The 12626-nt window shown below is 44.5% G+C and carries 8 protein-coding genes; 5 read left to right on the forward strand and 3 right to left on the reverse strand.

Translation table 11 applies throughout. From position 1 onward, the window contains the following. Nucleotides 1-98 precede the first annotated feature (98 nt). From ABDK00_RS06220 to ABDK00_RS06240, 5 genes are all read left to right on the forward strand, one after another. On the forward strand, nucleotides 99-1112 hold the full coding sequence (locus tag ABDK00_RS06220; RefSeq protein ID WP_346239290.1) for a FecR family protein: 1014 nt from the start codon (nucleotides 99-101) through the stop codon (nucleotides 1110-1112). A 42-nt stretch (nucleotides 1113-1154) separates the two neighbouring features. Then, entirely contained in the window at nucleotides 1155-4556 is a 3402-nt protein-coding gene (locus ABDK00_RS06225; protein WP_346239292.1) for a TonB-dependent receptor, read from the forward strand. 304 nt (nucleotides 4557-4860) lie between these two features. Next, entirely contained in the window at nucleotides 4861-8007 is a 3147-nt protein-coding gene (locus ABDK00_RS06230) for a TonB-dependent receptor (RefSeq protein ID WP_346239293.1), read from the forward strand. Nucleotides 8008-8125: 118 nt separating this feature from the next. Then, a complete protein-coding gene (locus tag ABDK00_RS06235; protein WP_346239294.1) occupies nucleotides 8126-9634 on the forward strand; it encodes a RagB/SusD family nutrient uptake outer membrane protein in 1509 nt (502 codons plus the stop codon). 20 nt (nucleotides 9635-9654) lie between these two features. Then, nucleotides 9655-11193 (forward strand): sulfatase, encoded by a 1539-nt coding sequence (locus tag ABDK00_RS06240; protein ID WP_346239295.1) that lies wholly within the window; start codon nucleotides 9655-9657, stop codon nucleotides 11191-11193. A gap of 24 nt (nucleotides 11194-11217) precedes the next feature. Here the strand turns inward: ABDK00_RS06240 and ABDK00_RS06245 are convergent, their stop codons facing one another. Genes ABDK00_RS06245 through ABDK00_RS06255 form a run of 3 tightly spaced genes read right to left on the reverse strand, consistent with a single transcriptional unit; the run spans nucleotide 11218 to nucleotide 12578 of the window. Further along, entirely contained in the window at nucleotides 11218-11646 is a 429-nt protein-coding gene (locus tag ABDK00_RS06245) for a hypothetical protein (RefSeq protein WP_346239296.1), read from the reverse strand. Nucleotides 11647-11649: 3 nt separating this feature from the next. Continuing rightward, nucleotides 11650-12084, reverse strand: a complete 435-nt coding sequence (locus ABDK00_RS06250; RefSeq protein WP_346239297.1) for a class I SAM-dependent methyltransferase — start codon at nucleotides 12082-12084, stop codon at nucleotides 11650-11652. 23 nt (nucleotides 12085-12107) lie between these two features. After that, the gene (locus ABDK00_RS06255; protein WP_346239298.1) at nucleotides 12108-12578 is read right to left on the reverse strand and encodes an SRPBCC domain-containing protein; all 471 of its coding nucleotides are present in this window, start codon (nucleotides 12576-12578) and stop codon (nucleotides 12108-12110) included. Between the last annotated feature and the right edge of the window lie 48 nt (nucleotides 12579-12626).

The following is a 12626-nucleotide window of genomic DNA, read 5'->3' on the forward strand; positions in this document are numbered from 1 at the left end:
ATATTGTTTGTCGGACTATTCATTTTTAATTTACTTTGAAATTTATGGTATTAAATTTTAGATGCTGCCTCTAATCATATATATCGCTGTACATGCAAATGGATTATTCGAATTACGCAGTTAATGATTTTGTCTGGGATGAAGATTTCAGAAAATGGGTGCTTCATCCTACGAAAGAGCGTGACCAATATTGGACTAACCTGTTGGAGCGGTTTCCGGAACTGAGGGAAGAGGTAAGCGCTGCAAGGGAAATTGTACTTGCCATGAATTTGAATGACCATCCTGTTTCCTCGCAGGAAATGAATAGCTGGATCGACGAAACGATGCATGAGGTGACGCGGCCGGCCATTCGCCGGGTTGCCCCTAAAAACTTGTTTGTTGCCGCCGCTGCGGTAGCGTCGGTTGTTCTCGTAGCCGCTTATTTTCTTTTTAGGAATGATGTTGGGGAGACCGTAAAATCAGCGCCGCTACAGGCCTTTGTGTTTGAAAATAAAAGTGATATTGCAAAAAACATTCGCCTGGCAGATGGAACCCAGGTGATTTTAGATCCTGATGCCTCAGTAACGGTCGATTCAAATTTTAACCAAAGCGAACGCTCGGTGATACTAAAGGGAAATGCTTTTTTTAATGTAGTTGCAGATACAGCTAAACCTTTTGTTGTTCATTCCGGAAAACTGGAAACCAGGGTTTTAGGAACCGCTTTTACCGTAGAGACAGACACGGCCCAAAAGATTTTACATGTGGTTGTCAGAAGGGGCCTTGTATCAGTTGCTGCCGACGATGCAACAGTTGAACGCAAAATCCTGCTCAAGCCTAACCAGCAGGCGGATTACGGGATCGCTTCCGGAACATTGGTCAAAACTATTGCGCGCGCACCACTATTGCTCGATAGCCTGATTGATTTTAATTATAATGCGACGCCTGTTTATCAGATCTTTTCAGATATACGCGCTGCTTATGGCATTCCCGTTTCTTACAGCAAAACTTCGGTGCCCAATCATGCATTCTCGGGCAATCTCCTGGGGAAAGGGTTTAGGGATAAAATAAAAATTATTTGTGCTGCCCTGGAATTGGACTACAAAATTGAAGACGGTGAAATAAGGATATATTGATCAAAATGATTATATATTTACATATCGTCTTTAAGCTGTTTTATGAAGTTTTTTCTTCTGTGTTTATTGATTGTCTTCTTTATCATTGTCGATTGCTTTAGCAAAGAATCGGCAGTTTTTGCGCAGGACGTTTTAAATATAAAAGTCACAGTTAAGGAGCAGGAAGCCAGCCTGAAAAGGATTTTGGAAGGCATAGAAAGACAGGCACGCATTCAGTTTGCCTATAACGAAACTAAAGTGCGAAAGGTAAAAGGCCTTCGCATTGATGCCCATAACGAGTCGATTCGATCCGTTCTCGAAAAAATAAAACAACAACAACCTATTGCATACGAAGTCGCCGGAAACATTATTGTTGTTAGAATTGTAGAAGCTACGGACGAACGTCCTTCTTTCAAACGAACTATTCTCGGAACAATAACCAACGAGCTGGGCGAACCGCTACCAGGCGCATCTGTAATGTTGCGAGGCACTTCATTTGGGACGCTTTCCAACCCTGATGGCCATTATCGGCTGGTTATTCCCAATGATACAATGGCTGTGCTAACTGTATCTTCAGTAGGTTATGAAACAAAAAATGTCCAGATAGCTTCCGGGTTTACTTACGATATCCGGCTGATAAGGGCCGATTATCAGTTGAACGAAATTGTAGTAGTGGGATATGGCACACAGCCGAAAGGCGCTGTTACCGGGGCCATCACCAGTGTGAAATCGGCAGGGTTCTCCAATCAGCAAATTGAAAGGGTGGAGCAGGTTTTGCGCGGCAGAACATCGGGCCTCACGATTACAGCGGCTTCTGGAGCGCCAGGCGCGGACGCTACTGTAAGAGTGAGAGGAATCACATCGTTCAGTCAGGGGGCCAATAATCCGTTATATGTTGTGGACGGCGTGGTAGTGGATCCATCCAGCATTAATTTCCTGAACTCGAGCGATATTGAATCCATTGAAGTGCTTAAAGATGCTGCCGCAGCAGCGATTTATGGCGCGCGCGCTTCAGCCGGCGTTATTTTAATTTCTACAAAAAAAGGCAAAGAGGGAAAAACCCGTATGACTTATAATGGCTATGTGGGGTTTCAAAAGCCAGAGAAAAAGCTTGATATTTTAAATGCGAGCCAGTATGCAGCGCTGATCAACGAGCAGGCCATGAATGACCACGAAGCGCCAGTGTTTAGCGACCCGCAGAACCTTGGAGCAGGAACCGATTGGCAAGATTACATTTTTAATAATAATGCTCCCATTCAGAATCATGAAATAAGTTTGTCGGGTGGAGGAAAAGCATCCAGCTTTTTTACTTCCGCTGGTTATTTCGACCAGGATGGCATTGTGGCATCGGACATATCCAATTTCAAAAGGCTTTCGCTTCGCTTGAATGCTTCGCATCAAATAAGAAAGTGGCTGACTGTAGGCCAGAATCTGGGCTATGCGCATATTAAATCGTTAATGGGTGTCAACTCCAACAACGAATTTCAGGGGCCACTTTCCTCTGCTATCAATATGGATCCGTTGACGCCAGTTATTGAGACCGATCCATCTGTTTTAGCGGAGGCGCCTTATAACAACCACCCGGTGATCAGAGACCCGTCAGGCAATCCTTATGGTTTGCCCGCTTATGCGTCGCAGCAGATAACTAATCCGCTGGCTTTCATCCAAACCAGATTGGGTAATTATAATTGGAGCGATGATATTGTCGGCAATGTCTTTGTTGAAGTCAAACCGCTATCAGGACTTAGCTTTCGGTCAACGACCGGTGTGAGGCTGGGTTATTATGGCACCGAAAACTTTGTCCCGATTTATTATTTGGGAACAAGCCTTGCTAATGAGATTACCTCCTTTTCGCGCTTTCGCGCAAAGATTCAAAACTGGAATGTTGAAAATACAGTTGCCTACAGTAACGCGATCGATGCGCATCATTTCCATTTTTTGGCAGGTCAGGGCGCCTATCTCGAAAATAATTCCAGTGGCACAAGGGTAGTCTATTATGGCATTCCCGCAACCAGTTTTAAAGAGGCTTCTATGAATTATAGTGTGGCTGCGGAGAATGTGGAAGCTTCAGGTTTTGAAGGCATCTTGCATAAGGTCAACTCGTTGTTTGCAAGGCTCAATTATAATTACGATGAGAAATATATGTTCACCGGAATCATACGCCGTGATGGTTCTTCAAGATTTGGCCCCAACAACCGGTTTGGCTATTTTCCCTCTGCTTCGATGGGTTGGGTACTATCGCGGGAAAATTTTTTCCCTAAAAAGGCAGCGTTTAGTTTTTTAAAGCTACGGGCTTCTTACGGGGTTACCGGTAATGATTTTTTGGGAGACCTGGTGTACGCCGCAACGGTAAGTGATGGCCGCAACTATTTCTTTGGAGATGATGTGTATGCCATTGGATCAAGTCCCAATGCGCCTGCTAATCCTGATTTAAAATGGGAAGAAACGCGTCAGCTCAATTTAGGTTTAGACGCTGTTATTTTTAAACACTGCAATTTAGCATTTGATTGGTTTGATAAGCAAACAAGCGGCGTGTTGATGCCGATAGAGTTGCCTGCTTATGCCGGAACAACAGGAACTTCATACGGTAATATAGGTGATATAAGAAACAGGGGGTTAGAATTGGAAATAAACTACGAGCAGCAATTTAATGCCCTCAGGCTTTCGCTGAGCGGTAACCTGTCCTATCTAAAAAATGAAGTTACTTTTTTAGGAAATGGAAAAACATATACCGAGGATGGCGCTCCGACAATACAGAATACGCAGTACGTGTTGACCCGAACCGCGGTAGGCCACCCGGTTGGCGCTTTTTATGGATTTGTAACGGATGGGATTTTTCAAAACCAGGCTGAGATTGAAGCATACACAGTTCCCGACGGAGACCAGATTCAGCCCAATGCCGTACCGGGGGACTTTAGGTGGAAAGATTTGAACAATGATGGTAAAATTGATGCGTTGGACCGCACTTTTATCGGCGATCCCTCGCCTGATTTAACCTACGGCTTTAGTGTTAATTTGAGTTGGAAACAACTGGATTTTCTGCTTTTCGGCGAGGGCGTTGCAGGCAATCAGATTTATCAGGGTTTGCGAAGGCTTGATATTCCTACTGCTAATTGGCAAACGAATGCACTCAATCGTTGGCATGGCGAAGGCACTTCCAACAGCTACCCACGGTTGAGCAAAAATGATGCGAATAAGAACTTTTCTCTCCCTTCGGTATTTTATTTACAGAACGGGTCTTTTTTAAGACTGAAAACGATACAGCTGGGATATACGCTACCGGAAAAGGCAGCTGCGCCGATAGGATGCGAGAAAATCAGAATCTATGTCAGCAGCCATAATCCATTTCTCTTTTCGAAATACTCGGGATATAATCCGGAAATTGGCGGAACCAGTTTTAGGATCGATCGCGGCGTTTACCCGCAAGCCAAGTCGTTGTTGTTGGGGCTTAACTTTGTTTTTTAAAGCAGAGTGAGCTAGACAGTTGCAATAAATAAGACAACGCCATTATAACAGATTTATTTTCCATTTTTTTTCAATTCTTATAGTATCAACCGCACAAATTTTTCTATACTATTATAGAAGCATTTATGCTTTTGATCAACATACTTCAGTGGAATGCCTTCGGGGTTTTTGCTGGGGCCCTTTAAAATATAAACTTAAACAGATTCTTTACTTCAAAACGTAAACCGGTTATTCGACAGCCATGAGGCTGTTGCTTAGTGATGCGTTTCATTAAAATTTAAAGATGGATTTAAATTGCTTGTGTATGAAAAAAATACTTTCAAAAAGCAGAGGGCTATTGTATATCGCTTTTGCTATTTTTTTGTTGACGACAAATAGCGATAGCCAGGCCGCTGCACCAGCTTTCGAAACGATAAAAGGGATGGTGAGGGATGCGGACTCAAATCCTTTATCGAATGTTTCTGTTATTGTGAAAGGTACTTCACGAGGCGGCGTAACAGCGGAAGATGGTAGTTTTGGAATAGAAGCTGCGCTCAATGATACGCTTGTGTTTTCGATATCTGGTTACCAACAGCAGGAGGTCATCATTTCGGACGAGAACATGATCTTACAAATCGTCATGGTAAAAAATTTTAATGACCTTGATGAAGTGGTGGTAGTGGGTTACGGCACTCAAAAGAAAAGCGTGGTTACCGGCGCCATATCGAGTGTGAAGGCCTCCGATTTTGCCAACCAGCAAACTGCGCGCATAGAGCAAGTTTTACAAGGAAGAACCTCTGGTTTAACCATCGCTGCTGCTTCCGGCGCGCCTGGCGCGGTTTCTACCGTTCGGGTGAGAGGGATTACATCATTGAATGATGGAGCGAGCAACCCGCTTTTTGTAGTTGACGGTGTGGTGGTTGATAATGGTAGCGTCGATTATTTGAGTTCTAATGATATCGAGTCGATTGAAGTGTTGAAGGACGCGGCTTCTGCTGCTATTTATGGGGCGCGCGCTTCCGCGGGCGTTATTTTAATTACTACCAAAAAAGGAAAGCAGGGTGGTATTGTGGTGAATTACAATGGTTACCTGGGTACGCAAAAGCCTGAAAGAAAATTGGATCTTTTAAACGCTAAAGATTATGCAACGCTTATCAATGAGCAATCGGTCAACGGTGGTGGAACGGCAGTTTTCGACAACCCCGAAAGCCTGGAAACGGGAACCGACTGGCAGGCGTTAATTTTTAACAATAATGCCAAAATCCAGAACCATGAATTGAGTTTTTCAGGCGGGTTTAATAAGTCCAGTTTTTACAGCTCTGTCAGCTATTTCGACCAGGACGGTATTGTTGCGTCTGATATTTCTAATTTTAAAAGAATTTCGCTGCGCCTCAATTCTATTCACAAAATACGCGACTGGCTGACTTTCGGGCAGAACCTGGGGTATTCCCATATCAAGTCGTTGTTGGGGGTGAACGCCAATACAGAGTTTCAGAGTCCGCTTTCATCCGCCACGAATCTCGACCCCATAACGCCGGTGACTATTACCGATCCTGATCTGCTGTCCAAACCGCCTTACTCCAATCAGCCCGTTATTGCCGACGCAGCTGGTAATCCTTATGGCGTTTCGACGATCGTCGTGCAACAAATGGTGAACCCATTGGCTTTAATCAAAACAAAGCTCGGTAATCATAATTGGAGTGATGATATCGTGGGAAATGCTTTCCTGGAGATTAAACCGATTAGCGCTATTACTTTCAGATCGACTATCGGTGCAAAATTGAGTTACAATGGCAGCGAAAATTTTTCACCCATTTTTTATTTAAACAGCAATCAAACCAGCGAGCAGACTTCTTTCGCACGGTTTAGAGGTAAAACATTGAATTGGAATCTTGAAAATACGCTGGCTTACAGTAAGTCAGTCGAAGCTCATGATTTCAGCGTTTTGTTGGGGCAGGGCGCTTATCTCGACAATAATTCGAGCGGCATGACAGTTACTTATTACGGTATCCCTGCTACCAATTTTGATGAAGCTTCGATGAACTATAGCGTCGCTGCTGAAAACGTGCAGGCCAGCGGTTATGAAGGTATTTTACATAAAGTGAATTCTCTGTTCGGAAGGTTAAATTATAACTACGATGAAAAATATCTTTTTACCGGGATTATCCGGAGGGATGGATCTTCAAGGTTTGGGCCCAATAATAAATTTGGATATTTCCCTTCCGCGTCGGTGGGGTGGGTGGCTTCGCGCGAAAACTTTTTTCCTAAGACCGACCGATTTAATTTCCTTAAAATACGTGGTTCCTATGGGGTGACAGGTAATGATGTGTTAGGCGAAATGCGCTATGCATCAACGGTAAGCGATGGCCGAAACTATGTTTTTGGCAGCGATCTTTATGCGATCGGCTACAGTCCCAACGCTCCAGCCAACCCTGATCTGAAGTGGGAAGAAACGCGGCAGCTTAATTTTGGGTTGGATGCCATAGTGTTCCGTAATTTCAATTTCACGTTTGATTGGTTTAAGAAAAAAACGGTTGGCGTGTTGATGCCTGTTGAGTTTCCTGGATTTGCGGGCGCTACCGGCACATCTTATGGAAATGTCGGCGATATTGAGAATACCGGTGTCGAGTTAGAACTCGGCTATAAAAAGCAGGTGAACAAGGTGGCCCTCGATGTTAGGGGAAACTTATCTTATCTTAAAAATAAGGTTAGCTATTTGGGAGATGGAAAAGACTTTACAGAAGATGGAGCGGCGAAATTGCAGAGTACTGCTTTTGCGCTGACGAGGACGGCAGTGGGTTACGCAGTAGGTTCGTTTTACGGATTTCAGAGAGATGGCATTTTTCAGAACCAGGCCGAGATCGATGCTTACACCGGGCCCGATGGCGCGAAAGTTCAGCCCAACGCTGTTCCCGGAGATTTCAAATGGGTGGATATCAATGGCGATGGGAAGATTGACGCAGATGATCGTACCTTTATTGGAGATCCAACACCTGATCTTTCTTACGGGTTTACGATTAACTTAGGATGGAATCATTTTGATCTGTTGCTTTTTGGCCAGGGTGTTGCGGGTAACCAGATTTACCAGGGATTGAGAAGGCTTGATATTCCAACCGCCAACTGGCAAACCAACGCGTTGGACCGTTGGCATGGCGAGGGCACTTCCAACAATTATCCGCGGTTGACAACCAACGATGTTAATAAAAACTATTCTTACCCTTCGGATTTTTATTTACAGAATGGCGATTATTTCAGGTTTAAAACAATGCAGTTGGGATATACGCTGCCGCAAAACATGGCTTCTAAAATCGGCTTGCAACGGTTTCGTGTTTATGCCAGCGGCAGCAATTTGTTTACCATTACCAACTACACCGGGTTTGATCCTGAAATCGGCGGATCGAGTTTTGGTATTGACCGTGGCATCTATCCTCAGGCCAAATCATTTTTGCTGGGGTTGAACCTAACCTTCTAATAACAAATAAAAACAGATGAAGCGTTGCTTATAAAATTTTCATTTTTATCAGACAGGGGAATGAAATTTTATAACTGATAAATTCCATTCGACTCTTAAAAACATAAACCATTTACGAATGAAAAATATATACGTTCTTATTCTTGCCACCTTCATGTTGTTCGGCGCTGCGTGTAATAAAAGTTTCCTCGAGGTTGATCCTAAAGCGCTTCAGATTGAAGAGAACTATTACAAAAATCCGCAAGAGGCTTTTAACGGTTTGGTAGCTGCTTACGACCCCTTGAGTTGGGAGGGTGTTAGTCAATATGCTAATTTCGTTGTGTTCGTTGCGGGCGCTGATGAATGCTATTCCGGAGGTGGGAGTTCTTCTGATCTTCCTTATCTGCAGGCGTTGAACAATTATTCAATTAGTCCCGGAATTGGCCCCCAGCTTGATTTTTGGAAGATGTATTTTGTGGGTGTTGCCCGTTCCAATACCATCATTAATATTTTAAACAATAAAGAGATTTCAGGCCTGGCCGGTGAAGTGAAAGCCCGATATATTGCGGAGGCGAAAATTTTGCGTGCCTATTATTATTTTTCTTTGGTCAGATTATTCCGCAACATTCCTTTCTATACTGAGCCTGTTACTTCAGAAGAAATTTATAACCTCGAGCAAGTAGATCCGGCAACGGTTTACGCACAGGTTGAGAAAGATTTGACGGAGGCTATCGCTGAAGGCAGCCTTCCCGACAAAGTAGATGCTGCGACGGAAGGCGGCCGGATGACGCGCGGAATAGCCAAAGCATTGTTGGGAAAGGTTTATTTGTATGAAGAAAAATGGCCGGCGGCTGCTTCGGTTTTGGCGGAAGTGAATGGTACACCCGGCAGCGCCAATGATACCTACGGTTATAAGCTGTTGGATAATTTTGCAGACATATTTAATCCGGAGCATCTGCATAGCTCCGAGTCGATCCTGGAGTTTAACCATACGGCCACGGCTTCCTCTGGCTGGGGTAATACAAGCAAGGTAGAGGGGCTGATTGCCACAACGATGCTGGGCCCTCGAAGTTATAAGGGTAGTGTGTATGTTTTCGGATGGGGCGGTTGTCCGATAATCCCCGAATTCTCGCAATTGATGTATAGCGATCCGCGCTATCAGGCAACGATTGCCGATGTTGACAGTTTGGTTGGCCTGGGTGAAGCAACCTATGCGCCCGGCTATTTAAACACCGGAAAGTTTGTCCGCAAGTACGCGCCGTTGTTGGCTTACCGGCCGACTACCGGTGGCCCGCCGCCACTCAATTATCCTCAAAATTATATTGAAATTCGTTTGGCCGATACTTACCTCATGGAAGCCGAGGCTTTATTAGAATCAGGCGGCAGCGCTACTCGCGCCGGGCAGCTTTTAAATGCCGTTCGCGCCCGCGTGGGTTTGCCGGCAGTAGCGGCTACACTTGAAAATATCTATTTGGAGCGCCGCAAAGAACTGGCTACCGAAGGCCATCGCTGGTTCGATTTGGTACGCTGGGGACAGGCGGCTACTGTTTTGGCGTACAAAGGATTTACAGCCGGTAAGAATGAAATTTTTCCGATTCCTTTAGCAGAAATGAACAATACAAAACTGGTTCAGAATCCTGGATATTGAGGCCGTAAAAGCCATTTCAAATGAATCTTTTTACCAAATTCACCATATCTCTTTTTCTGATGCCGGCCGTGTTGATGGGGCAGCAAAAGGATCAGCTTCATTTCAAAACTTATGACAATGTAAAGCCGCGGAATATTATTTTTATTTTGTCGGATGATCATCGTTATGATTTCATGGGTTTTACCGGTAAGGTGCCCGGTCTTAAAACACCGCATCTCGATCGGCTGGCCAAAGAAGGCGCGCATTTGAAGAACGCTTTTGTGACGACTTCGCTTTGTTCGCCCAGCAGGGCATCTATTTTAACCGGACAGTATGCGCACACGCACACAGTTGTTGACAATCAGTCGCCGCAGCCAGAGTACCTCATTTTCTTTCCTCAATACTTGCAGCAGGTAGGGTATCAAACAGGTTTTTTCGGTAAATGGCATATGGGTGGCGATAACCCCGATCCGCGGCCCGGCTTCGACAAATGGGTGAGCTTTCAGGGCCAGGGCGTTTATTACAATCCCACCTTAAATATCGATGGGAAAACCGTTAAATATTCGGGTGGCGCCTACATCACCGATGTGCTTACCGGCTTGTCCATCGATTGGCTTAAAAGCCTTAAAAAAGACAAGCCTTTTTTTCTTTACCTGTCCCACAAAGCAGTTCATTCGGAATTTAACGCTGCCAAAAGACATAGAGGATTGTATAAAGATATTAAGATACAGTACCCCGTGTCTATGTTTATGACAAAAACAGACAGTAGTAAAAATTTTACGAAAGGCCAATGGGTTGGCAATGAAGAGGGATTCACTTTTAACAAAGCCGACGTGCCCCAATGGGTGAAGGCACAGCGATATAGCTGGCATGGTGTAGATTATATGTATCACGGGCAAACAGATTTTGACCAATTTTACCAGGATTACCTGGAAACGTTGATGGGAGTGGACGAAAGCGTGGGCGCCGTGCTCGACTTTCTACAAGAGAATGACCTTGACAAGGAAACGCTGGTCGTGTATATGGGCGACAATGGATTTGCTTTTGGTGAACATGGTTTGATAGATAAGCGTACTGCTTTTGAAGAGTCGATGCGTGTGCCGCTACTGGCGCGATGCCCCGCGATCATAAAACCCGCGACTGTGATTGAGCAGGACGTTTTAAATATTGATATTGCGCCCACTTTCCTGGAGCTGGCCGGCATCCGGCAGCCGCAACAAATGCAGGGCGCTTCTTTTGTGAAACTGTTGCAGGGCAGGGATACTAAATGGCGTGAAGAATTTTTTTATGAATATTATTGGGAAAATGCATTTCCGCAAACGCCCAGCCAGTTTGCTGTAAGAACGGACCGGTATAAGTTTATCCGATCTCAGGGAATATGGGATATAGATCAATTGTACGATCTTGTGAAAGATCCTTATGAAGTGAATAATTTAATCCGCAAGCCGGAATACCAGGAGTTGGGAAAAGAATTGAATATCAAACTCTGGAAATGGTTGGGCGCCACCAACGGATTGTATATTCCTTTAAAGCCGGTGTTAAAGCCCAAAAAGGATCATCTTTATAAAAATACCTGGTAAGCAAACGCTACGTTCCGGAAGCCATTAGCCCTGCTTCTCTAATAAAATATCAATAAATAGTGTCCAATTGTTGTCGGCTGCTTGTACCTCCCATTTGCCGGAGATCGTCGAATAATCGATACTAAATCGTCCGCGGAATTTGATGCCAGCACCATCAATAGCAAAGTTATGACTGGTTATCTCTGCCGACATGATGCCATTTGCCGCCTCCGAATTGAAATAATGCATCTGCGCTTTTTGCTGAGCCCCGGCAGGATAAATCACTTCGAAGGTTTCACTTTTATCAGGCCCCATTAATACACAAGCTTCATGTAAAATATAATTTCCATCAACGATCAATCGGTAGGTGTCGGTGCCACGCAGCTCAAGTATTTTGTCCTCATGATAAATTTTTCCAGTGGTTGTCCAGGTGCCTAAAAGTTTCGCAAAAGGGCCGTCCGCGATTTTCTGCATGCTTTAATTTTTTAATTTAATTGCTTTTAGTGGATTTCCGCCGTCGATAAACAGTTTACCGCCTTTCTTTAAAACCTTTGAAATATTTTGCAGCGCAAGCGCCTCAATTTCGGGATGTCTGCCGTCTAAAGCACCCACTCTTATTGCAAAAGCGAGGTCAAAGAGAGGTTCGCCGGCCGGCCTTATAAAACACTCGATCGCACAATGCTGAAACGCTACACGACCTGATTTTATGACTGTTTCAGATCGCTTTTGGGCTTGTGTGATGGCTTTCATTGAACGGTCAATGCCCAGTATATAAAGGCGTGGAAAGCGGTATGCAAGCGCTCTGGCGGCTACGCCCGAGCCGCATCCTATCTCCAAAATGCGCATCCCGTCTTTTAAAGGCAGTGCATCTATAATAGATAAAAGCCGGTTTGAAATTTTGGGTTGAAGCATAGTTGTTGTGTCGATGAAGCGCTTTAAAAATCGTTTTTTGAGTTGATGTGTGTGCTCCTGAAAGGTTTTCCCTGACCGGTTTCCAGCAACGATTGAAGGCTATGAGTAAACTGTTGCCATCCCATTTTACAGATATCGAAACATTCAATGCCCGGATGTAAACCGACATGCGTAAGTCGAAGTTGAAGGCGCTTTTCATAGGGCGTTAAATCCCATTTGATAGTGGTGCCTTTCCATTCACTCTTATTCTTTAAAACCGGAAGGTCAATAAGCGAATCCTTCACCTCCCAAACTAATTTGGAAGGATATATTTGCTCTTTTACTTCGATGATTTTAAACACACCGCCGCCGAAGCGGACTGTGAAATGATCGCTCTCATTATTTGCAGAGCCTTCAAAAAGCTCCGTCCACCAAAGTGAAATGCGATTAGTAAGTGCGTCGAACGCCTGAGATGCCGTCGAGTCGATTTCAATAGTTGCGCTGTAATTTTCCATTGCATCAAAAGTTTAGAGATGCTCCGAAGCTACATCCTGGTGCAAGGA

This window comes from Niabella insulisoli (assembly GCF_039652435.2).
GTDB lineage: Bacteria > Bacteroidota > Bacteroidia > Chitinophagales > Chitinophagaceae > Niabella > Niabella insulamsoli.

Excerpts from the sequence above, each read along its gene's own strand:
- ABDK00_RS06240 (WP_346239295.1), top strand. The coding sequence starts at position 9,655 with ATGAATCTTTTTACCAAATTCACCATATCTCTTTTTCTGATGCCGGCC.
- ABDK00_RS06250 (WP_346239297.1), bottom strand. The coding sequence starts at position 12,084 with ATGCTTCAACCCAAAATTTCAAACCGGCTTTTATCTATTATAGATGCA.
- ABDK00_RS06245 (WP_346239296.1), bottom strand. The coding sequence starts at position 11,646 with ATGCAGAAAATCGCGGACGGCCCTTTTGCGAAACTTTTAGGCACCTGG.
- ABDK00_RS06235 (WP_346239294.1), top strand. The coding sequence starts at position 8,126 with ATGAAAAATATATACGTTCTTATTCTTGCCACCTTCATGTTGTTCGGC.
- ABDK00_RS06230 (WP_346239293.1), top strand. The coding sequence starts at position 4,861 with ATGAAAAAAATACTTTCAAAAAGCAGAGGGCTATTGTATATCGCTTTT.
- ABDK00_RS06220 (WP_346239290.1), top strand. The coding sequence starts at position 99 with ATGGATTATTCGAATTACGCAGTTAATGATTTTGTCTGGGATGAAGAT.
- ABDK00_RS06225 (WP_346239292.1), top strand. The coding sequence starts at position 1,155 with ATGAAGTTTTTTCTTCTGTGTTTATTGATTGTCTTCTTTATCATTGTC.
- ABDK00_RS06255 (WP_346239298.1), bottom strand. The coding sequence starts at position 12,578 with ATGGAAAATTACAGCGCAACTATTGAAATCGACTCGACGGCATCTCAG.